The organism is Chryseobacterium sp. JAH (assembly GCF_001507335.1).
Classification (GTDB): domain Bacteria; phylum Bacteroidota; class Bacteroidia; order Flavobacteriales; family Weeksellaceae; genus Chryseobacterium.
In genome coordinates this window covers 423,653-446,743 of record NZ_LMAH01000001.1, presented here as the reverse complement: position 1 = coordinate 446,743, position 23,091 = coordinate 423,653, and the positions used below count along the sequence as shown (strand labels likewise).

Genomic DNA, 23,091 nt, shown 5'->3' with positions numbered 1-23,091 from the left:
AATTTAATAAATAGACCAACTGTAATAATGGACAGATTTTCATTCCTAAACGCAGCTCATTCTCAGTTAATTGAGGATTTATACCAACAGTACTTAAAATTCCCGGACTCTTTAGAACCATCATGGAAAGCCTTTTTTCAAGGGTTTGATTTTGCGTTAGAGAACTACAGTGACGACGACAGCATTCAGGTTGTACAAAACTCTGTAAATTCTGCACCTGCCGTACAGCAGATTTCTCAGGCCGCAGCCAATGGTGAGGTTCCTGAGCATATTAAGAAAGAATTTAAGGTAGTAAATCTTATCGAAGCTTACAGAACGAGAGGCCACTTGTTTACAAAAACTAATCCTGTCCGAGAAAGAAGACACTATACGCCAACCTTAGATATTGAAAACTTTGGTCTTTCTCAGTCTGATCTGAATACGAAATTCAACTGTGCAACAGAAACAGGGATGAAAGGTCCTGCCACTTTACAGGAATTGATCAGACATCTTGAAACCATCTACTGTGACTCAATTGGTGTAGAATATACTTACATCAATAACGTTGAGGAAAAGGACTTTATCAAGCAGTGGATTCAGGTTAATGAAAACCATCCAAGCCTTAACGCTAACGAAAAAACTGAGATTTTACTTAAATTGAATCAGGCTGTAGCGTTTGAAAATTATCTTCATACAAAATTCGTAGGTCAGAAAAGATTCTCATTAGAAGGTGGTGAAACTTTGATTCCTGCGTTAGACCAATTGATCTCAAGATCTTCTCAATTGGGAGTTGATGAGGTTGTTTTAGGGATGGCACACAGAGGAAGATTAAATGTATTAACCAATATTTTCGGGAAATCTTACAAACAGATTTTCTCAGAATTTGAAGGAAAAGAATTTGAAGAAGATGTATTCTCTGGTGACGTAAAATATCATTTAGGTTCATCTAAAAAAATAAAAACAGCGTCTGGAGAAGAAGTTTCTATTAACTTAACTCCAAACCCTTCACACTTAGAAACTGTTGCTGCTTTGGTAGAAGGCATTTGCCGTGCTAAAGTAGATGATAAATATAAAGATTATTCTAAAGTTTTGCCAATTATCATCCATGGTGATGGTGCATTAGCGGGTCAGGGCATTGCTTACGAAGTAGCTCAGATGATGACTTTGGAAGGTTACAAAACAGGTGGAACTGTACACATTGTTGTGAACAACCAGGTTTCATTTACCACAAACTATGCTGATGCAAGATCTTCTACATACTGTACAGACATTGCAAAAGTGACAGAATCTCCTGTTATGCATGTGAATGCAGATGATGCAGAAGCAGTTGTACATGCCATTCATTTTGCAGCTGATTTCAGAGCGAAGTTTGGTAAAGATGTGTATATCGATTTATTAGGATACAGAAAATATGGTCATAACGAAGGGGATGAGCCAAGATTTACACAGCCTAATTTGTATAAATTAATTTCAAAGCATCCTAATCCAAGAGAGATTTATAAAGATAAACTCTTAAAGGACAGCATTACATCAAACGACGTTATCGCAAAAATGGAAACTGAATTCAAAGCGCTTTTAGATAAAGACTTTGATGCTTCTAAGGAAATCGAGAAAAATGTGATGGATATTTTCATGGCAGATGACTGGACGAATTTCCCGATTGCAAAAAGAGGTGCCGTACAAGATGCTGTTGATACAAAATATGATTTAACAAAACTGAAAGAATTGGCAATAAAAATGTCAACACTTCCAGCTGATAAAAAATTTATCAATAAAATTACAAGACTATTTGATAACAGAATCAAAGCTATTGAGGCAAACTCTCTAGATTGGGCTCTTGGAGAATGGTTAGCGTATGCTACACTTTTGGTAGAGGGGCATAATATCAGAATCTCTGGTGAAGATGTGGAAAGAGGTACGTTCTCTCACAGACACGCTGTTGTAAAAACTGAAGATACAGAAGAAGAATATATCCCTTTAAAAGAAGTTTCAGAAAGCAGATTTGATGTTTTCAATTCTCACCTTTCAGAATACGGAGTTTTAGGATTTGATTACGGATATGCAATGGCATCTCCGAATACTTTGACTATCTGGGAAGCACAGTTCGGAGATTTCGTTAACGGAGCTCAGATTATCGTTGACCAATATTTGGCAGCAGCAGAAGAAAAATGGAAGATTCAGGATGGTTTGGTGATGTTATTGCCTCACGGTTCAGAAGGACAGGGTGCAGAGCACTCTTCAGCCCGATTAGAAAGATTCTTGACGCTTTGTGCGAACGAAAACATGGTGGTAGCAAACATTACTTCTCCTGCTAACTATTTCCACTTGTTGAGAAGACAGTTGAAGTGGGCATTCAGAAAGCCATTGATTGTAATGAGTCCGAAATCATTATTAAGACATCCAAAAGTGGTTTCTCCGCTTGAAGATTTCGCAAACAAAGGATTCCAGCCAATATTAGATGATCCTACTGCAGATGCGGCAAAGGTTGAAAAATTAGTATTGTGTTCAGGTAAATTATACTTCGAATTATTAGCTAAAAAAGAAGAATTAAACGCTGAGAATGTAGCTTTAGTGAGATTCGAGCAGTTATATCCTCTTCAGAATGACGCTATCGAGGCTGTTTTTGCAAAATACGAAAACAAAAAATCAATCGTTTGGGCTCAGGAAGAACCAGAAAATATGGGAGCTTGGTCTTATATCTTAAGAAATTTCAGAGATACAGGAATTCAGGTTGTTTCTCCGGTACCAAGTGGTGCACCGGCTCCTGGAAGTCACAAAATGTTTGAGAAAAACCAAAATGCAGTAATCAACAGAGTTTTTGACAGAGATGATGCTCCGGCTAAAAGACCTGTTACTGCTTAATTAGAATAAATATCCATTAAAAAAATAAAAAATACGATATGTCAATTTTAGAAATGAAAGTTCCTTCACCGGGAGAATCAATTACAGAAGTTGAAATTGCAACTTGGCTTGTAAAAGATGGTGATTATGTACAAAAAGATCAACCAATCGCTGAAGTAGATTCAGACAAGGCAACATTAGAATTACCTGCTGAAGAGAGTGGTGTGATTACTCTTAAGGCAGAGGAAGGAGATGTAGTACAAGTAGGTCAGGTTGTTTGTTTAATTGACAGAGATGCTGCAAAGCCTGAAGGTGCTGCTGCTCCTGCTGCTGAAGCTCCAAAACAGGAAGAAGCACCTAAAGTTGCTGAACCTGCAAAAGTGGAAGCTCCAAAACCGGCTCCTGCTGCTCCTCAATCTTATGCTACAGGTGCTCCATCTCCTGCTGCAAAGAAAATTCTTGACGAAAAAGGAATTGATGCTTCTCAGGTTTCAGGATCTGGAAGGGACGGAAGAATTTCTAAATCTGACGCTGAATTAGCAGCTGTTCCTGCAATGGGAGGAAGCTCTTTAACAGCTACAGGTGCAAGATCTACAACGACAACGAAACTTTCAGTTCTTAGAAGAAAAATCGCTCAAAGATTGGTTTCTGTAAAGAACGAAACAGCAATGTTGACGACTTTCAACGAAGTAGATATGTCTGAAATTTTCAGATTAAGAAAACAATATAAAGAAGAATTTGCTCAGAAACACGGAGTTGGACTTGGTTTCATGTCTTTCTTTACAAAAGCAGTTACAAGAGCATTACAAATGTATCCCGATGTAAATGCATCAATCGACGGAGATTTCAAAACTAACTATGATTTCTGCGATATTTCAATTGCGGTTTCAGGTCCTAAAGGATTGATGGTTCCTGTATTGAGAAATGCTGAAAACATGTCTTTCGCAAACGTGGAAGGAAACATCAAAGATTTGGCAATCAAAGTAAGAGACGGTAAAATTACAGTTGACGAAATGACTGGTGGTACTTTCACCATTACAAACGGTGGTACTTTCGGATCAATGTTATCTACGCCAATCATCAACCCACCTCAATCTGCTATCTTGGGAATGCACAATATCATCCAAAGACCGGTTGCTGTTGATGGACAGGTGGTTATTCGTCCAATGATGTATGTTGCAATGTCTTACGATCACAGAATTATCGACGGTAAAGAGTCTGTAGGATTCTTAGTGGCGGTAAAAGAAGGTATCGACAATCCGGTAGAAATTCTACTAGGGGGTGACGAGAAGAAAGGTCTTGGATTATAATAAATCAATTTTTATAACATCGCATATAATCTCGCCTTCAAAAAAGGCGAGATTTTTGTATCAAACAACAAAACGAACAAAATGTTTTCAAAAATTACTTCGAATATTAAGGTGTCTGTAACTCCTGAATATGATAGCAAAAACTCGTATCCTTCTGAAAACCGCTTTGTTTTTAAGTACAACATTGTGATTGAAAATGGATCAGATTTCCCTATCAAAATTCTCAAAAGAAAATGGCTCATCTTTGATGTAGGATTTGGTTTTACTGAAGTTGTAGGAGATGGAGTCATCGGACTTACTCCTGAGATACAGCCTAACGAACAGTTTGCTTATTTTTCAAACGTTATGCTAAGGTCAGGTGTCGGAAATATGAGTGGTCTGTATTTGGTAAGAAATGAAGAAACTCATGAAAATCTAGAGATTGATATTCCAAAATTCAATTTGCTTTCTGCCATACTTGTCAATTAAATATATTTACAAAACAATATAAATAAGATTGTTCGGCAACAAAGAACTTCGTTTATAAGCATTGATGAAACTATCGCTCAAGTTGGAATGTAATTTTTTAGATAAATCAATAGTATGATACATTATAGATTTTGATTTATAAGGTTATTTGTTGATTGCTTTGTAAGTTATTCTAGGAATCAAAATAGCATTTACAAATCACAACTTCTTAAGCTTAGTCTGAAAATAGTCATGTATCTCATCTGTGCTCGTGATAATAAGCTTCTCAAAACCTAATAATGCTATTCTTGCGCACGCTTCGGCATCATCACCAGCTCTATGGTGATTAAACTTAATCTGATGTTGTTCTGCTAGATGTTTTAAACCATATTTAGGTAGATAATTCCAAGATTTTTTCGCAACCTGAATGCTACATAGATAGTTTAAATTAGGCTTAAATATTCCATAATAATCAAGACAGCTTCTTAAAACTCCCGCATCAAAACTCGCATTGTGAGCTATCATCAGAGTTCCGTACATCATGTCTTGTACTTCGTACCAAATTTCATCAAAAGTGGGAGCATCCTTTACATCATTGGGTACAATACCGTGTACATCAATATTTCGTTGATTAAAATAAGGAAAGCTCGGCGGTTTTATCAACCATGTTTTAGTAGTGACAATTTGTGAATTTTCAACGACGCAAATTCCCAATTCACAAGCAGAATGTCTTTCGTTAGTTGCTGTTTCAAAATCTATTGCGCAGAAATCCATTTGATTTTTTATAATTGATGTGTGATTTTTTAAGTAAAGGCCACAAAAGCTTTAATTACTTTAAATGATTTTCAAAAATTGGGAAAAATAAGTTCTTTACTTTTTACCAAAATTTTTGTAGTTTTTAATTTTTCTGTCGCTTTTGTGGTGAAAATTATTTTTATTTTTTCACACTTTAAGCTTTTTTACTACCCAAAAAATGCTTAAAAATAAGCCATTCCGTTTGGTAGTACTTTTTGATTTGATTTTTCTGTCTTAATTTTAAAGTTCCCGGAACTTGGGCATAGAAACCAAAATGTCCACGTAGAACTGCCCATAGATGTGATAATCCATTTTTATAAGCAAAATAAAACGCAGCTGCTCCGTCAAGAACCATTCTGAAAAACAGAACCCAAATCACGTTTGGAAAAGGAAGGTTTTTCAACATCATTGAGAGATTATTTCTAATGTTGAGAAACGTCTTTTGTGGACTCTGTTTATTTAAAGTTCCCCCACCTACGTGATATACTTTTGATTGTCCGCTGTAGTATATTTTTCTCCCCGAATTTATTAATCTCCAACATAAATCGATTTCTTCCTGATGCGCAAAAAATCTCTCATCAAAGCCATTTTGGTCTCGGAAATCTTTAGATCTGATAAAAAGGCAGCATCCCGAAGCCCAGAAAATTTCAACCTGGTCCTCATATTGGCCTTTATCTTCTTCGACGTCATCAAAAATTCGTCCTCTACAGTATGGATATCCCAAATTATCAATCAGACCACCTGCTGCTCCGGCAAATTCGAAGTAATTTTTACGACTTTGTGATAAAATTTTAGGCTGAATGGCTGCAATTTCAGGATTTTTCTTGAATAAATTTAAAATAGGTTCAATCCAGTTTTCGGTGACTTCTACATCTGAATTTAAGAGACAGTAATATTCCGCATCAATTTTTTTCAAACCTTCATTATACCCACCTGCAAAACCGTAATTTTTGTCATTTATCACAATTTTTACAATTGGAAATTCAGTTTTTAAAAAATTGACAGAATCGTCATCAGAAAAATTATCGATGACATAGATTTCAGCATTCTCAGAATAGGTAACTACGCTCGGAAGAAATTTCTCTAACCAACTTTTACCGTTCCAGTTGAGAATGACAATGGCTAATTTTTCTGACATTGATATTTAAATTTTTTCAGAATCAAAAGTTTTGATAGAATCCTGATATTTCCATTTTCTGTGAGACCAAAGATAATTATCGGGTCTTTTTTTTATGGTGTTTTCTAATAATTGATGAAACTTTTTTACAACTTCATTGTTCACGAATTTTTCTCCTTCAGGTTCCATCCTGTGATAGTTGATTTGATAATGTCCCCGCTTTACTTTTCTCATTTCTGTGTAAATAAAAACGAGATCCATTCTTGTTGCCAATTTATCATAACCAATAAATGCAGGTGTTCTTTGATTAAGAAATTCTAACCCGTAATTAACGTGTGCAACGTGTGGTGTTTGATCAGCAACAAAAAGATAGATAGAATCTCCATCATTTTTATTTCTGAAAATATTAAGAATTACCTCATTGGCTTCCAATGCAACATTTCCAAACTTGCTTCTCACTTTCTTCATCTGGTCTTCCCAGAAATTACTGTTTACTCTTCTGTAGACAGGATGACAGTTGTTTTGTGGAACGATTGTGGCCAAAGTATTCATCCATTCCCAATTGAAAACATGACCTGCAAGAAGAATAATATTTTTCCCTTCTGCCTTTGCTTCATGAAATAAATGCTGATTAATGTGCTGCATTCTTACTTTCGTTTCCGTTTCAGACATGGTAAAAGACTTAATAGTTTCAGCTAAGTAATCTGAGAAATTTAAGTAGAATTTCTTTCTAATCTGAGCAATTTCTTCGTCAGATTTTTCAGGGAAGGAATTTTTGAGATTCTTAGTGATAATCTTCTTTCTATATCCTACAAAGTAATAATTGAGAAAGAAAATAATGTCCGAAAAAATATACAATATTCTTAGCGGCATTTTTGAAATGAGGTAAAGTATTTTTATCAGAAAATTCATAAAGTTTACAAATTTAGTAATAATAAAATTATGGTTTCATTTTTGCTGCAGTTAAGTATTATTTTTTTAATTTTATAGTATGAAAAAGATTTCACAAAATTTAGCAATACTTAGTTTTCTTACATTGGGAAGTTTTGTATTTGCACAAGATATAAAGATTACGCCGGAAGGTAAGAATTCTGATAAGAAAGCTTTAATCGTAAAAACTGATCATCAGGAACTTGAAGCAAAGAAAAAAGCGGCTGAAGAAAAAGCAAAACTTCCGAAGCCTTATGATGCAAAAGCTGATGCAGAAAAAGATATTGAAAATTTGATAGCCAAGGCTAAAAAGGAAAAGAAGAATATTATGATTCAGGCAGGTGGAAACTGGTGCATCTGGTGTTTGAGATTCAATCAGTATGTACAGACAACTCCTGAGTTGAAGAAACTGGTAGATGATAATTATCTGTATTATCATCTCAATTACTCGCCGGAAAATAAAAACGAAAAAGTTTTTTCTAAATACGGAAATCCGGGAGATCAATTCGGTTATCCGGTATTTATTGTTCTAGATCAAAACGGTAAAATGATCCACGTACAGAAAAGTGATGTTCTGGAAGAAGGAAAAGGCTACAGTCTGGAAAAAGTAAAAGAATTTTTCAATACCTGGACAACAAAATCATAACAAAAAACCGAGAATATTCTCGGTTTTTTTATTTTACAAAAGTTTCTTGATCCACTTTATTTTATTTTCAGAGTAGGGTGGATACTTCAAGTCTGGTTCGCCCCAGGTTGCACGGTCTAGAACGGCTTTCTGATGTGAAAAAGTTTCAAAACCAAATTTTCCATGGTAGCTTCCCATTCCCGAGTTTCCTACTCCGCCAAAGGGAAGATTGTCGTTTCCTAAATGCATGACCACATCGTTAATGCAGCCACCTCCGAACGATAATTTCTGAATAAAAAGATTTTTTTCTTCATCATTATTCGTAAAGATGTATGCAGAGAGCGGCTTTTCCATTTCTAAAACTGAATTTAAAACCTGATGAAAATTAATAAAAGAAATTACGGGAAGTAAGGGACCGAAAATTTCTTCTTGCATCACATCATCTTCCCAGTTGATATTGTGTAATATTGTTGGTTCAATATGAAGATTTTGTTCATTAAAATTTCCTCCAAAATATACCTTGTGAGAATTTACTAATTGAGTAATCCTTTCAAAGTTTTTCTTATTGATAATTCTTGTGTATTGCTCGGAGTTTGACTCATATTTAAATTCTGTGATATATTTCCTCAGCATTTCTAAAAATTGTTCTTTCACAGATTCTTCAACTAAAACGTAATCTGGTGCCACACAGGTTTGCCCGGCATTTAAAAACTTCCCCCAAATAATTCTTTTGGCCGCAACCTCTATATTAGCATCTTTAGTAACGATTACAGGCGATTTTCCACCTAATTCTAATGTTACCGGAGTCAAATGTTCTGCTGCGGCTTTATAGACGATTTTTCCGACCTTCGTACTTCCGGTAAAGAATATTTTATCGAATTTTAATTTTAAAATTTCAGTTGTTTCATCAATTCCGCCTTCAAAAACGTGAATATATTCCGGTGGAAAATTCTCATTGATGATTTTCGCCATAGCTCTCATCGTATGCTCAGCAATTTCACTGGGTTTTAAGATACAACAGTTTCCGGCGGCAATAGAAGCAATTAGAGGTGATAAAGAAAGCTGGTAAGGGTAATTCCAGGCTCCGATAACCAAGGTGCAGCCAAGTGGCTCTGGATGAATTTTACTGGTCGCAATTTGATTGGCTAAATTGGTAGTGACTTTTTTTGGTTTCGAGAGAGAGTTTAAATTTTTCAGATAATAATCAATATCTTTTAAAACAAATGAAATCTCGGTAACATATGTTTCAAATTTAGATTTCCCAAAATCTTTATCAATTGCTTCGTACAGCAGATTTTCATTCTGAGTTATTAGATCTCTCAGCTTTTCGAGATACATCTTTCTGAATTTTACATTCTTCGTTTTTTGAGTGTTGAAAAATTCCCTTTGGGTGTGGAGTGTATCTTGGTAATTCATTCTTTATATATTGAAAGTCAATTACGGTAAAAAATATGCCAAAGTATACCCATAAAAAAACCACTCCTTGCGAAGTGGTTATATATTTGAGAAAATCTCTTTAGAATCTTAAGCTTCTTCAGCTGGAGTTTCTTCTACTTTTGCAGCTTTAGGAGCAGCAGGTTTAGGAGCTTCTACCGGAGCATCAGATACTACATCAAACTCGAAGTTGTACTCTACATTTCTGTGAAGTCTTACAACTGCAGTTACTTTACCAGTTCTCTTGATCGTGTTTCCTGGGATTTTGATGTATTTTTTCTCAACTTGTACACCAGCTTTAGCCAATGCTGCAGAAAGATCTGCATTGTTGATAGATCCGAATAATTTGTCACCAGAACCTACTTTTGCAGGAATAGTAACAGAAGTTTTCTTCAATTGATCAACTACCGCGTTTGCAGCAGCGATTAATTTAGCCTCTTCTTCTTTTCTAGCTTCCAACGTAGCTTCCAAAGTCGCTTTGTTTTTAGGTGTAGCTAAAAGAGCGATTCCTTGAGGTAACAAGAAGTTTCTTGCGTAACCTGGTTTTACATTTACTGTATCGAATTCAAGACCTAAATTTTCTACGTCTTTTTTAAGGATAATTTCCATTGTTGTTGTCCGTTTTTTAGTTTTAGAGAAAAGAACAAAGAAAAAAGAAAAAAGACTGTTGTCTTAAAAATTATTTCTTTTCTTCAATCTAAAAATCGTTAGAATTAATTATTTATTCAGCAACTTAAAAAAAGAGAAAAAGATCAAGATCTTTTCTCTTTTCTCTTGTTTCTTTTTGTCTTATTTTAATAAGTCAGCTACGTAAGGCATCATTGCAAGGTGTCTTGCTCTTTTGATAGCCGAAGAAACTTTTCTTTGGTATTTTAGAGAAGTACCAGTGTATCTTCTTGGTAAGATTTTACCTTGTTCGTTAACGAACTGTAATAAGAAATCAGCGTCTTTGTAATCAACGTGCTTGATTCCGAATTTTTTGAATCTACAGTACTTTTTATCAGTTTTTGTATTGATATCAAGTGGAGTAAGGAATTTTACTTCAGATTCACCTCCAGCAGAGGCTTGTTTAGCCATATCATCTATTGCCATGTCTTTGTCTTTTTAAATTTGGGTTAGTAATATTAAGCTCTTGAAGCTTTAAGTTTAGTTCTTCTAGTTACAGCATACTCTACAGCGTGCTTGTCTAGTTTTGTAGTTAAGTAACGAATTACTCTTTCGTCACGTTTGAATGCCAATTCTAAGTCAGCAACTACAGTTCCTTCACCTTTAAACTCGATTAAAGTGTAGAATCCGTTCTTTTTTAATTGAATCGGATAAGCTAATTTCTTCAATCCCCAATTTTCTTTAGTGACAATCTCACAGTTCTTTTCTTTTAAAAGATCTACATACTTGTTCACTGCTTCCTCCACCTGAGCTTCAGATAGAACGGGAGTTAAAATGAAAACAGTTTCGTAATTGTTCATAATGTTAAATGAATTTGTTAATTATTTCGAGGTGCAAAAATATGAATTATATTTGTAATACACAATAAATCAGATATTATATGGTGAAAATAATTTGATGATTTACAAAAATTCTTGCTGGGGTAGAAAAATTTAGACTGTTTCATTTTCTTTGCTTCTGATTTCTGCAAGAAAATTCACCTTCAAAACATCGTACAGAGAATGTCTGCTCACTAAAATAGAAGCAATGGAAGAGACCATTCCTGCCAACATTAAATGAAAAATCAGCGAATGTCTGTCTGTCATTTCCAAAACAATAATAGCAGATGTAAATGGTGCTCTCGTGATACCTGTAAGAAAAGCAACCATTCCGGCAAGAATCACAACGTTGGTCTCATTTGGCGTTAAATGAATGGCGCCTGAAATCACAGAACCGATACTTGCGCCCGCTGTTAAAGCCGGAGCAAAAATTCCACCAGCACCGCCGGACGTAAAGGATAATGCTGGCCCCAACATTCTTAGAATAGGAACATACCAGTCTTCATGTTTGTCCTGAGTGAAAAGTACCCTTTCCATGATTTCTTTTCCTGAACCTAAAATTTCGCGACTTATAAAAAAAGAGATACAAGCGATTAGTAAAGCACAACCCACGAGAAATAAAACGTTGGCTTTATCGGTTTTTAATTTTCTCTTTTTCCAGTCATTCATTTTAAGCATGGTTACAGAAAGCTGACTTGCTAAAATTCCTGCCACACCACCAACAAGAATAATCGGAAACATGACCATTAATGAAACATCATTGGTTTTTGGATATCCTAAATATAAATATGAACCTGCTAAAGTCTGTGCCGTTAAACCCGCAATAATCACAGCCGTAAACAGGGCTGTTTTAAAGTAGTTGATATGTGTTTTTGATAGTTCCTCTACTGCAAAAACAATGCCGCCGAGAGGTGTATTAAAAGCAGCTGCCAATCCTGCTGCTGCACCTGTCATGATCATGTTTTTCTTTGAAATTTTTGGCCACCATTGTGGTAAGTATTCATTCACTTTTCTGAAAACTGATCCTGCAATCTGAATCGTTGGACCTTCACGACCTACAGCACCACCTCCGATAACCAAAACAACGGATGAGATAATTTTAAAAACAATGATTTTTAAACTTAAAAGACTTCTTATTTTCTTGTGTTCTTTTGGATTGGCTAATTCAACGGCTGCCATCACTTGCGGAATTCCACTGCCCTTTGCGTATGGTGCAAATTCTTTGACCAGCCACCAGGAAAGGACAAAGCCGACTGGAGCGATAAAAAAAATCATCCAGTCGTGCCAGTTGAGGATAAAATGAAGGAGATTTTCTCCCCAAGCAAATATTTTGGCATACATTACCGCAAAAAAACCGGTAATCACCGACCCTATCCAAAAGGGAATTGCCTGAAGCAGGTTATACTTCAGTTGTTCGTTTCGGATGTTATCGAAAGATGTTTTAAGACCTTGGCGGAAGTAGATGAAAATTCTACGCATGCATCAAATCTAAATTATTTTTTACGAATATGAAAATTTTTAATCAAATTTAGATGTGTGAATTTTGAAATTCGTAATGACTGTGCGGTAGAGATCGCTTTAATTTAATCTACACCTCTCACGTATTATATTGGACTTAGATTATTCTGCTATTGTTTAAAACAAAGAATTTCAAATTCAAAAAAAAGCCTCCGAAAAAAAAATCGAAGGCTATATTAAATTGAAGGTAATTATTCATTACCAATTCATTACTTATATCTCAGTGTTCAAATCCCAGTTTTGAAGGTAATCGTGAACATGTTTTAGCATCATTCCACCTAGAGAACCGTCTACTACTCTGTGATCGTAAGAGTGAGACATAAACATCAACTGACGGATTGCGATAACATCACCATCTTTCGTTTCAAGAACTGCAGGTTTTTTAACAATAGCTCCGATGGCCATAATCGCCACCTGAGGCTGAGGAATAATAGGTGTTCCCATTAGATTTCCAAAGCTTCCTACGTTAGAAATGGTGTATGTCGCACCCTGAGTATCTTCAGGTCTTAATTTTTTATTTCTTGCTCTGTACGCTAAATCGTTGATGGCTTTTGCTAAACCTGACAATGACAGCTGATCTGCATTTTTGATGACAGGAACAATAAGATTTCCGTCTGGCAAAGCAGTTGCCATACCGATATTGATATTTTTCTTCTTAATGATATTATCACCATTAATAGAAACATTGATCATTGGGAAATCCTGGATTGCCTTTACAATTGCTTTTACAAAAATCGGCATGAACGTCAGTTTTTCACCTTCACGTTTTTCGAACATATCTTTGTTCTTTGCTCTCCATTTTACAACGTTAGTTACGTCGGTTTCGATGAAAGAAGTGACGTGTGGAGCAATGTGTTTTGCCTTAACCATGTTTTCAGCGATGATTTTTCTCATTCTGTCCATTGGAATGATCTCGTCACCCGCAGCTACAGAAATTGTAGATGCCGGAGCTGAAGTTACTGCTGGTGGAGTAGACACTGTCTGCGTAGGAGCAGTTTGTTGTTGAACTGCCTGTTGAGGCTGGTTTCCTCTGTTGGAAACGTGTGATAGTATATCTTCTTTGGTGATTCTTCCTTCCAAACCACTTCCTTTGATGGTTTTTAGTTCAGATTCAGAAATGTTTTCCTGTTGAGCAATAGATTTTACAAGTGGAGAAAGGTAAAGATCTCCTGAAAATTCTACATGAGAAGTAGCGGTTGGATTTAAAGGCTCTTCAATTGCTTTAATTGTTTCTGCATCAGGAGTTGGGGTTTCAGTTTTTACTTCTTCTGAAGCTGTACTTCCGCCTTCTCCTTCAATTTCTAAAATAGCGATGGCTTCACCTACTTTTGCAACTTCGTCTTTTTGTTTTAAAATCTTTATGATTTTCCCCGAAACTGGTGTCGGAACATCCGAATCTACCTTGTCTGTTGCAATTTCAACTACCGAATCATCTTCTTTTACCTGATCACCTTCATTGAATAACCAAGTGATCACCGTAGCTTCCATCACGCCTTCACCCATAGAAGGAAGCAATAATTTGTATTCTGCCATTTTCTAATTTTAGATTTTGACAAATATATAAAAAAAATCGGTTTTTTTATGAAATAGATAATTTTAGAAAAATTCGATGTAAATATTTTCACCAACATTTAATCCGAAAAGAGTTTTGGCACCGTTCTTTTTACTGCCTTTGTAAATAGTTAATTCGAGCTGTTGGCTATCGTTAAAAATGGCTGCTGATTGCCCATGGTATTCAGTTTCTCTGTCCCAATCGGTGACCACCTCAGTATGACTTGAGTAGATTTTTGATAAACTTAAATTTCTGAACTTTATAGTGAATTTTTCGAAACCTTTCGCTAATGTTTCAAAGAATTCCTTACTGATATTTGATATTATGTTTCCGAAATTATCAATGTACATTACTTCGCCGATAATCATCTTTTCTGTCTCATTATAAACCGGTTTGGGGAATAAAAGCTGTTTAACATCTTCGATTTTTCTTCCGATAACTTCGGGAAGTCCACCGTTGGCCAGATGTACTGCAACAGGAACGAAAACATCCGTCGAGGTGAAATTAACAACATCATCAAATCTGTTGTTGAGTGTGATTTCATATATCGCTTCAGGCTTAATATCAAAAAAAATCAAACTCAGTAAGCCGTTGTCTGCTGCTAAAAAGTATGATCCGTCAGCTTTGTATAAAATATTTCTTCTAGATTTATGAAAAAAACTATCAACAGCGATAATATGAATGGTTTTTTTTGGGAAATATCTGTAGGCATTTCTTACGATGTAAGAGGTCTGAATCAGGTTATACGCCTGGATATCATGACTGATATCAACACTATTGACTTTAGGATTTAAAGACAGAATTTTTCCTTTCATAGCCGAAACTCTGTAATCTAAACGTCCGAAATCTGAGGTGAGGGTAATGATTGACATGGATAAATCTGATAGAACTGCAAATTTATCTAAAATAAAAGGAAAGAAATAATTAATGTGGATAAGAATTTGATTTAAATCTGAAAAAAAACTTTTAAATTTAAAAATCTAAACAATAAAAAAATTTGCATGTTCGAATTAACGTACGATCTAGAAGATATTGATGCAAAAAACTTTTACGGAGTTAATAACCAATATTTCAATTTAATAAAATCCAGCTTTCCAACACTTAAAATCACGGGCAGAGATCATCATATTTTCGCGATGGGAAATCAGGAAGCCCTTGATATATTTAAACAAAAACTTGATGATATTGTCAGTTTTATTTCAAAAAACAATTCTATAAGTCTCAAAGACATTGAAAATTTTCTTAATCTCAAAGATGAAAATGAAAAACATTTGGTTTTTGATCAGGATATCATTGTAAAAGGGGTTAACGGAAAAATTATCAAAGCGAAAACCACCAATTTAAAACGGCTTGTAAAAGAAACCGAGAAAAAAGATATGGTTTTTGCGATCGGACCTGCAGGAACAGGTAAGACGTATACGAGTGTAGCCTTGGCAGCAAGAGCTTTAAGAGATAAAGAGGTGAAAAGAATTGTACTGACAAGACCTGCCGTAGAAGCAGGGGAGAGTTTAGGATTTTTACCGGGAGATTTGAAGGAGAAACTTGATCCTTATTTACAGCCTTTATATGATGCACTCCGCGATATGATTCCTCATGAGAAATTAGAAGGTTTTATAGAGAAGAAAGTTATTGAAGTTGCTCCTTTGGCTTTTATGAGAGGTAGAACGCTTGATGATGCATTTGTCATTTTGGATGAAGCTCAGAATACTACCCATGCACAAATGAAAATGTTTCTGACAAGAATGGGTATGAATGCCAAATTTATTATAACAGGAGATCCTACACAGATTGACTTACCTCCAAAACAGCATTCAGGTTTAAAGGAGGCGATGAGGATTTTGAAGGATGTAAAAGAAATTGGTTTTGTGTACTTAACGGAGGAAGATGTGGTACGTCATCCAGTGGTGAAAAAAATTATCTTGGCCTACAACGAAGAAGATAAAAAAATGAGGTAATAATAGAATCAGTAAGTTTTTTCAGAAAAGTTTGAAAATATTTTGTGAATCCATAAAAATTGATATATTTGGAATCATAAAATTTGTTAAAAATATAAACTATGAAAAAATTATTATTGGTTGCTTCTGTTGTTTTGATGGGAGTTGCTGTAAAAGCTCAAGAAACAAGATTTGGTGTTAAAGCTGGGTATTCTCTAACCATGTTAAAGGTAGATGGAGATCAGGATGATTTAGAAGAAAGAACAACAGATCCTTCACATACTTTTTATGTTGGTGGGCTTGTAGAGCACAAATTTAGCGATACATTTGGTATACAGGGAGAATTATTGTATTCACCTTTAGGAGGAAAAGAGGATTACAATGTCAGTGAGGGACAGCTTTATTTTAGAGAAAAATCGAAAGTTACATTTGGAACTCTATTAATTCCGGTTTCAGCAAAATATTTTATCACAGAAAATTTATCAGTAGCCCTTGGTGCGAGTTTCGGAGTTATACTTTCTGCAAAACAAAAAACTGTTATTGATGCAGGGATTGGAATTCCAGGTTTAGAACTTGAAGGAGATGATGAAGTGGATATTAAAGATGATGTTAATACTTTAAATATTGCACCGTTTTTAGGTGCTGAATTCATGTTGGAAAATGGGTTGTTTTTTGATGCGAGGTATAATTATGGTATTTCAGACTTATCTAAAAGTGAAGGGAAAATTACGAATAGTTTCTTACAGGTTGGTGTAGGATTTAAATTTGGAGGAAACTAGATTCAAAATGAATTAGATACAATTAGCAGGACAATTTTGTTCTGCTTTTTTTTGTGATGTGGTACCTTGCGGCACTTTTTTTGCTGTAAGGTGAGTCATTAAGTGAATAACAAATTTTAATTAAGTAAAATGAAAAAACTATTATTACTAGGTGCATTTGCGGTATTCGGAGGAGCTGCTCATGCACAGGAAGGTTTTAAATTGGGAGGACACGTGGGTGCTCCGCTAGGAAATGCTGCAGATGCAGCTAGTGTTACCATTGGAATTGATGCAGCTTACATGTGGAATATTACTAAAGGTTTAGATATTGGTGCTACTACAGGGTATTCTCATTTTTTCGGGAAAGATCGAGTTGATGATTTTGGTTTTGTACCCGTTGCTGCTTCAGGAAAATATAAATTTGATAAACTTCCTCTTTTTGTAGCATTAGATTTAGGGGCAGCCATTTCTACGAGAGATTATATAAACAGTGGTTTGTATATTGCACCAAAAGTAGGTTTTCAGATGAGGAATGCAGAATTGTATTTGGGATTCCAAAGTATCAGCAGCAAATATAGAAATCGTGATTATTACTGGAATGGTAATGACCGATTTAATTTCGGTGCAGTCAACTTCGGGGTTAATTTCTATTTAAAATAAAATATCAAAAAACAAAACTATACTAAGCTTCAATTGAACAATTGAAGCTTTTTATTTGAATTCATTGAAAAAAAAATGGCTAATTCTATTTATTGTGTACTTTATGTAAAAAAGTCAATGTTCATGGGTGATTTTTATCATGTTAACAAATTTTAATATTAGATTTCGTCACTATACATTTGCAGTCAGAAAGTATAAAATTATTCAAAATGAAAAAATTATTAATTGCAAGTGCTGTAGCACTTTTCGGTTTATCAAACGCTCAAATCGCTAAAGGAACTGTATATTTATCAGGATCTGTTGGTTACTCTCAGGAAGAGACTAACAATGGAAACTTGAAAACTGAAAACTTCAATGTTCTTCCTACAGCTGGATTTTTCGTAGCTCCTAACTTTGCAGTAGGTTTAGGTGTTGGTTACCAAACAGAAAAAACAACTGCGGTAAGCACTACAACTATCGGAAACATTACTACAGTAAACACTTCAGTTGAAAAATACCCTGCATTTGTTGTAGCTCCTTTCGCTAGAAAATACTGGACATTGTCTGATAAATTATATTTCTTCGGTCAATTGGCAGTACCTATGCAGTTTGGAAAAGCTGAAACTGAAAATTCTTCTGTATCTACAAACGGAACAACTACAGTTTCTACTTCTACATCTACAGAAGCTAAATATACTCAGGTAGGTGTAACTGTTAAGCCAGGTTTAGATTATTTCTTAAACAAAAACTGGACTATCGAAGCTACAATCGGTGAATTTGGTTACAATAACTTCAAACCAAAAGACGGTGATGCTACAAATAACTACAGCTTCGGTTTAAACCTTGCTAACGTAGGTATCGGTGTTAAATATGTATTCGCTAAGTAATTAGACAATCATTTAATTGATATAAATCCTGAGATTTTTTCTCAGGATTTTTTTTGCTTTGAACTGGAATTATTTATCTAAGTTTTAAATAAATAGTCATAAAGATTTTTGACAAGCTCAATCTGACAGACGCCGTACAGTTATACTAAAAGCAATATCAGTTTTAGATTGCTATAGACTTCTAGGTTGAGTTTAAAATAATATTAAGCATAAAAAAACTCCCAGAGAATTCTGAGAGTTGTATGTTTTGAAACTATTGTCCTTATTTTCCAAACATTCCGCCCATTCCAGGCATATTTGGCATTTTGCTCATCATTTGCATCATTTGTTTTCCTTGTGGTCCCTGCATCATTTTCATCATTTTCCCCATTTGGTCAAACTGTTTCATCAAAGCATTTACATCTTCAATTTTTCTTCCTGCACCTTTGGCAATTCTGTTTTTTCTCTGCGTATTGATGATTGAAGGTCTTCTTCTCTCGTCAGGTGTCATCGAATAAATAATCGCTTCAATATGTTTAAATGCATCATCGCTGATTTCAACATCTTTAATGGCTTTACCAACTCCAGGAATCATTCCCATCAAGTCTTTCATATTCCCCATTTTTTTGATCTGGTTGATTTGTTTTAAGAAATCATCAAAACCAAACTCGTTTTTAGCAATTTTCTTGTGAAGTTTTTTTGCTTCCTCCTCGTCAAACTGCTCCTGAGCTCTTTCTACCAAGGAAACAACGTCTCCCATTCCTAAAATTCTGTCAGCCATCCTTTCTGGGTAGAAAAGGTCTAAGGCTTCCATTTTTTCTCCGGTAGAGATAAATTTGATCGGCTTTTCAACTACTGAACGAATCGTAAGAGCAGCTCCACCACGAGTGTCACCGTCTAATTTAGTTAAAACAACTCCGTCAAAATTTAAAGCATCGTTAAATGCTTTCGCTGTGTTAACGGCATCCTGACCTGTCATTGAGTCAACCACAAATAGAGTTTCGTTTGGTTTAATGAAATAATGAACAGATTTAATCTCATTCATCATCTGCTCATCAATCGCCAAACGACCTGCAGTATCGACGATTACTACATCGTGACCGTTAGATTTAGCGAAACTTATTGCATTTTCAGCAATTGTAGAAGGATTGGTAGCACCTTCTTCTGTATAAACCGGAACTCCGATTTGTCCACCAAGAACTTTCAACTGATCGATTGCAGCAGGACGGTAAACATCACACGCAACCAATAAAGGTTTCTTGGATCTTTTAGTTTTTAAATAATTAGCAAGCTTTCCTGAAAAGGTAGTTTTACCAGAGCCCTGAAGACCCGCGATCAAAATTACAGAAGGTTTTCCAGAAAGATTAATTCCTTCCTGAGATCCACCCATTAAATCTACCAATTCATCATGAACAATTTTTGTCATCAATTGTCCAGGTGTAAGAGAAGTAAGTACGTTTTCTCCTAAAGCTTTATCCTGAACTCTTTTGGTTAAATCTTTCGCAACTTTATAGTTAACATCGGCATCTACCAATGCTCTACGAATCTCTTTTACGGTTTCCGCAACGTTGATTTCGGTAATTTTTCCACGTCCGGAAAGATTGTGAAGTGCTTTGTCTAATTTATCCTGTAAACTATTGAACATATTGATTGTAAATTATAGATTGCAAAAATAAGGAATTTCAGTCAGCTACAAAAGAGCTATTGAATGTTTTTGGTTTGCAATATTTTAGATTCATTTTTAGAGTCCAAATTCTTCTTTTAAAATTTTTCTTTTATAGTTTTTGCTGTAAGCCAAAATGATGTGCATCATAAAGCGGAAAGAAGAAATGTAAAGTGGGGAAGAGGTTCATCATCTGCCTCTTGTACAGCAAAGCTTGTGGATTGTTTATTTATAACTATCGATGCATTTAAATTCATTTTAGGTTTCTTTATATACATTATCTGCAGTTAAGTAAGAATATAGAAAGAAAAAAGAGTAGAGTTTTGTGTTTTCTCGGAGTTGCTGTAAATTTCATTTGTTTTTTATTTAAATGTATCAAAATTTCATAAATTTATCCCATAATAATGAAAAATGGATACACTCCCTCAACCATGTATGAAGAAGAAATTTTTGTTTCTTTTAATTTTGTTCTTTCCTTTATCGTTATTCAGTAATATGGCAAGTCCTTATATTGATGGATCTCTTCCTTCCTCCATGTATTCTATAAAAGACTGCAGGGTTTCGAAAGAAAAGATTGTGGTAAAAATTTTGAAAGGGGATGAAGGATATTATGCACATTACCATGTGATCTACCAAATTATTTCGGATGTGGAGAAAGAAGTTCCGTTGGTTTTTGTAGGGAGACAGCTTTATGCAAATCAAAAGATATTGGTAAACAACGTTACCGTAGATCAGATTGATATTGATAAAAAGTCAAAATCTTTTATTCAAAAAAATCTCAATCGATTTGAATTAAAATTTGTTGAACATGAAAGTTATGAAGTTCAGCCGGATGAACTTATTTATTTCAAGGCAAAATTAAGGAAGGGTGAAAATCTGATTATTATTGACTATGATGCAGAACTAGCTCAAAACCGCTTTGGTTTCGAGAGAAAATTTACTTTAGAATATTCTTTATATCCGTCAAAATTCTGGAAATCATTTGAGAATGTAGAGTTTTTGCTGGAACCGTCAGATGAAATTAATGTTGAATCTAGCAATGCAGGAGGTTTTACAAAAATTGACAATGCGTACGTCTGGAAAATTAAAAATTTTGACAACGATCTTAAAATTGAATTTACTCCTCAATACAATTGGTTTCAAACGATGCTTTTAACATTGCAACCGATGGGAATTGCTTTAATCTTTGCTTTTATTTCTGGTTTTATTCACTGGAAGCTGCTTAAAAATCGAAGAGAAAGATATCCTAAAAAATACAATTGGCTCGTTCCGTTAGGAATTTTAGTGGTGGCGATTTTATTTTATACAGTTTTCTTTTTATCGTATGATCTTATCGATTGGGTATTGAACCAAAAAAGCAAACACGGCTATTATTTTTTATTGATAATTATAACAATTCCTTTTTTCTTGCTTATTTACGGATTTCTGACTTGGTTTGCTGATGTGCAGATTAATAAAAGAGTTAATCGATTGAATGAGCAGAAATGAAGGTAGACTTTTGAAATATACTAAAATTTAAGATTCAAAATCAGTAGTAGATATTCTAGTGAAATATTTCCGAAAAAGATTATTTTTGCAAAAAACAAAAATTATACTTCGTTTTTAAATTGTGAAAACGAAAATAAAATCTGCACATGAAATCTAATCCTAACATTCTTGTTGTTATAATTTTCTTTTTAACATTTCTGATTCATTTTTCTCTGTGGAAATTTGTTTTTCATCTTGACGAAATAATCATTGTTAAATTTTATCTTTTTTTAAGCGTAATGTTTATGATGATGATTACGATGATTATTTTAATTAATCGAGTAGTGCCTGAGTTTTTGGGTTTGGCGGTTATCGGTTTAATCCTTTTAAAATTCGGTTTGATGTATTTAATAAGGAATAAACTTCATTTTGAAACAATTCCTGGATATAAATTCCATTTTGTCGTACCTTATTTTGTATTAACGACTCTGCTTACGTATTATGCAATTAGGTTGATTAATCATGACAAAAAACAGTAAAAATATTTATTGAAACTAGAAAAAAAAATCTATTTTTGCACAACGAAAAAAACCTATCAATGTTAAAGAAATTTGCAGTTTTATTCTACAGTATTTTTATGTTAAGTCTAGTGTCTGCTCAGCATGGTGAGGCTACTGCTGTAGAGACTCCGGGTCAAGAGCTTTCAGAAAAAGACAAAGTAAGTAAAGAAAACAAAGAGTTTATCGATCATCACTTATTAGATGCTCACGATTTCACATTGATGGTTGACAAAGAAGGTCACCACATTGGTTTTCCTCTTCCTGTTATTTTTTATGATAACGGAATCCACTCTTTTATGAGTAACAAAGAAGGTTTCATGCACGGTGATGTTGTAGAAAGCAACGGTTCTTATTATAAGCTTCATCACGAGAAAATTTTCAAAACGGATCCGGCAGGAACTTTAACAATGGGTGAAGATCATCACCCAACCAACGAAAAGCCAATTGATTTATCTATTACCAAAAGTGTATTGATGATTCTTTTAGTGTCTATCTTTATGTTGGTGTTATTTGGAGGAATGGCAAAATCTTATAAAAAGTCAGAAATACCTACTGGTGCTGCAAGATTCTTAGAGCCGTTGGTGATTTTTGTGAGAGACGAAGTTGCTATTCCAAATATTGGTCACAAGTACAAAAGATTTATGGGGTATCTTTTAACGGTATTCTTCTTTATATTATTCTTAAACGTATTAGGTTTAATGCCTTTCGGAATCAATGTTACAGGTAATATTACCATGACATTCTTCTTAGCAATCCTTACGTATTTAATTACAACATTTTCTGCAAACAAAGACTATTGGAAACACATCTTCTGGATGCCGGGAGTTCCTGTTCCAATGAAATTGATCATGTTGCCAATTGAATTATTAGGTACCATCACTAAGCCATTTGCATTGATGATTCGTCTTTTTGCAAACATGACTGCAGGACACATCGTTGTAATGAGTTTGATTGGTTTGATCTATGTGTTTAAAAATGTGATTGCCGGAGTTGCTTTCCCTTTCCTTACCTTAGTAATTTATTTACTGGAAGTATTGGTAGCGTTCTTACAGGCATATATTTTCACGATGTTGTCAGCATTATTTATCGGTATGGCTGTTCAGGATCATGATCATGAGCATGCTCATTAAGAAATAGAATTTAGTTTAAAACAATTTTTTAAAATTATATAT

At 34.6% G+C, this 23,091-nt stretch carries 21 protein-coding genes; 10 read left to right on the top strand and 11 right to left on the bottom strand.

Annotation, left to right across the window (positions count from 1 at the left end; translation table 11 throughout):
* The first annotated feature begins 27 nt into the window (after positions 1–27).
* The 3 genes from AR685_RS02135 to apaG all read left to right on the top strand — a co-directional run bounded on the left by AR685_RS02135 (position 28) and on the right by apaG (position 4,598).
* Entirely contained in the window at positions 28–2,841 is a 2,814-nt protein-coding gene (locus tag AR685_RS02135) for a 2-oxoglutarate dehydrogenase E1 component (RefSeq protein ID WP_047444210.1), read from the top strand.
* Positions 2,842–2,879: 38 nt separating this feature from the next.
* Positions 2,880–4,130, top strand: coding sequence for a 2-oxoglutarate dehydrogenase complex dihydrolipoyllysine-residue succinyltransferase (odhB, locus tag AR685_RS02130; protein WP_047444209.1), 1,251 nt, complete (start codon positions 2,880–2,882; stop codon positions 4,128–4,130).
* Between the two features lie 81 nt (positions 4,131–4,211).
* Entirely contained in the window at positions 4,212–4,598 is a 387-nt protein-coding gene (gene apaG, locus AR685_RS02125; RefSeq protein WP_047444208.1) for a Co2+/Mg2+ efflux protein ApaG, read from the top strand.
* Between the two features lie 198 nt (positions 4,599–4,796).
* Here the strand turns inward: apaG and AR685_RS02120 are convergent, their stop codons facing one another.
* From AR685_RS02120 to AR685_RS02110, 3 genes are all read right to left on the bottom strand, one after another.
* Positions 4,797–5,351 carry a 3'-5' exonuclease gene (locus AR685_RS02120; RefSeq protein WP_059123572.1) on the bottom strand — a complete coding sequence of 185 codons (555 nt, stop codon included), beginning with the start codon at positions 5,349–5,351 and terminating at the stop codon, positions 4,797–4,799.
* A gap of 175 nt (positions 5,352–5,526) precedes the next feature.
* Positions 5,527–6,510: a glycosyltransferase family 2 protein gene (locus tag AR685_RS02115; RefSeq protein WP_059123571.1), complete on the bottom strand. Its 984-nt coding sequence runs from the start codon at positions 6,508–6,510 to the stop codon at positions 5,527–5,529.
* A gap of 6 nt (positions 6,511–6,516) precedes the next feature.
* A complete protein-coding gene (locus AR685_RS02110; RefSeq protein WP_047444205.1) occupies positions 6,517–7,401 on the bottom strand; it encodes a lysophospholipid acyltransferase family protein in 885 nt (294 codons plus the stop codon).
* A 79-nt stretch (positions 7,402–7,480) separates the two neighbouring features.
* Between AR685_RS02110 and AR685_RS02105 the strand changes: the two genes are divergently transcribed.
* Positions 7,481–8,065: a thioredoxin family protein gene (locus AR685_RS02105; RefSeq protein WP_059123570.1), complete on the top strand. Its 585-nt coding sequence runs from the start codon at positions 7,481–7,483 to the stop codon at positions 8,063–8,065.
* Positions 8,066–8,098: 33 nt separating this feature from the next.
* Here the strand turns inward: AR685_RS02105 and AR685_RS02100 are convergent, their stop codons facing one another.
* From AR685_RS02100 to AR685_RS02070, 7 genes are all read right to left on the bottom strand, one after another.
* Positions 8,099–9,460 (bottom strand): aldehyde dehydrogenase, encoded by a 1,362-nt coding sequence (locus AR685_RS02100; protein WP_059123569.1) that lies wholly within the window; start codon positions 9,458–9,460, stop codon positions 8,099–8,101.
* A 108-nt stretch (positions 9,461–9,568) separates the two neighbouring features.
* Positions 9,569–10,087, bottom strand: coding sequence for a 50S ribosomal protein L9 (rplI, locus tag AR685_RS02095; RefSeq protein WP_047444203.1), 519 nt, complete (start codon positions 10,085–10,087; stop codon positions 9,569–9,571).
* Positions 10,088–10,267: 180 nt separating this feature from the next.
* Complete coding sequence (gene rpsR / locus AR685_RS02090) at positions 10,268–10,570, bottom strand: 30S ribosomal protein S18 (RefSeq protein WP_034757623.1); 303 nt, start codon at positions 10,568–10,570, stop codon at positions 10,268–10,270.
* 32 nt (positions 10,571–10,602) lie between these two features.
* Positions 10,603–10,944: a 30S ribosomal protein S6 gene (gene rpsF, locus AR685_RS02085; RefSeq protein WP_047444202.1), complete on the bottom strand. Its 342-nt coding sequence runs from the start codon at positions 10,942–10,944 to the stop codon at positions 10,603–10,605.
* 132 nt (positions 10,945–11,076) lie between these two features.
* Positions 11,077–12,441 (bottom strand): chloride channel protein, encoded by a 1,365-nt coding sequence (locus AR685_RS02080; protein WP_047444201.1) that lies wholly within the window; start codon positions 12,439–12,441, stop codon positions 11,077–11,079.
* A gap of 252 nt (positions 12,442–12,693) precedes the next feature.
* A complete protein-coding gene (locus AR685_RS02075; RefSeq protein ID WP_059123568.1) occupies positions 12,694–14,013 on the bottom strand; it encodes a dihydrolipoamide acetyltransferase family protein in 1,320 nt (439 codons plus the stop codon).
* Positions 14,014–14,076: 63 nt separating this feature from the next.
* Positions 14,077–14,904, bottom strand: coding sequence for an S-adenosyl-l-methionine hydroxide adenosyltransferase family protein (locus AR685_RS02070; protein ID WP_047444199.1), 828 nt, complete (start codon positions 14,902–14,904; stop codon positions 14,077–14,079).
* 129 nt (positions 14,905–15,033) lie between these two features.
* Between AR685_RS02070 and AR685_RS02065 the strand changes: the two genes are divergently transcribed.
* From AR685_RS02065 to AR685_RS02050, 4 genes are all read left to right on the top strand, one after another.
* Positions 15,034–15,987 (top strand): PhoH family protein, encoded by a 954-nt coding sequence (locus AR685_RS02065; RefSeq protein WP_059123567.1) that lies wholly within the window; start codon positions 15,034–15,036, stop codon positions 15,985–15,987.
* Between the two features lie 101 nt (positions 15,988–16,088).
* The gene (locus AR685_RS02060; protein WP_047444197.1) at positions 16,089–16,745 is read left to right on the top strand and encodes a porin family protein; all 657 of its coding nucleotides are present in this window, start codon (positions 16,089–16,091) and stop codon (positions 16,743–16,745) included.
* A gap of 129 nt (positions 16,746–16,874) precedes the next feature.
* Positions 16,875–17,384 carry a hypothetical protein gene (locus tag AR685_RS02055; RefSeq protein WP_047444196.1) on the top strand — a complete coding sequence of 170 codons (510 nt, stop codon included), beginning with the start codon at positions 16,875–16,877 and terminating at the stop codon, positions 17,382–17,384.
* A gap of 209 nt (positions 17,385–17,593) precedes the next feature.
* Positions 17,594–18,250: an outer membrane beta-barrel protein gene (locus AR685_RS02050; protein ID WP_047444195.1), complete on the top strand. Its 657-nt coding sequence runs from the start codon at positions 17,594–17,596 to the stop codon at positions 18,248–18,250.
* A gap of 262 nt (positions 18,251–18,512) precedes the next feature.
* Here AR685_RS02050 and ffh read toward each other — a convergent pair whose 3' ends face one another.
* The gene (ffh, locus tag AR685_RS02045) at positions 18,513–19,874 is read right to left on the bottom strand and encodes a signal recognition particle protein (RefSeq protein ID WP_047444194.1); all 1,362 of its coding nucleotides are present in this window, start codon (positions 19,872–19,874) and stop codon (positions 18,513–18,515) included.
* Positions 19,875–20,303: 429 nt separating this feature from the next.
* On the opposite strand from ffh, the gene AR685_RS02040 reads away from it, so the two are divergent.
* Entirely contained in the window at positions 20,304–21,380 is a 1,077-nt protein-coding gene (locus AR685_RS02040) for a hypothetical protein (RefSeq protein ID WP_131777586.1), read from the top strand.
* A 577-nt stretch (positions 21,381–21,957) separates the two neighbouring features.
* The gene (atpB, locus tag AR685_RS02030) at positions 21,958–23,049 is read left to right on the top strand and encodes a F0F1 ATP synthase subunit A (protein ID WP_059123566.1); all 1,092 of its coding nucleotides are present in this window, start codon (positions 21,958–21,960) and stop codon (positions 23,047–23,049) included.
* Positions 23,050–23,091: the final 42 nt, after the last annotated feature.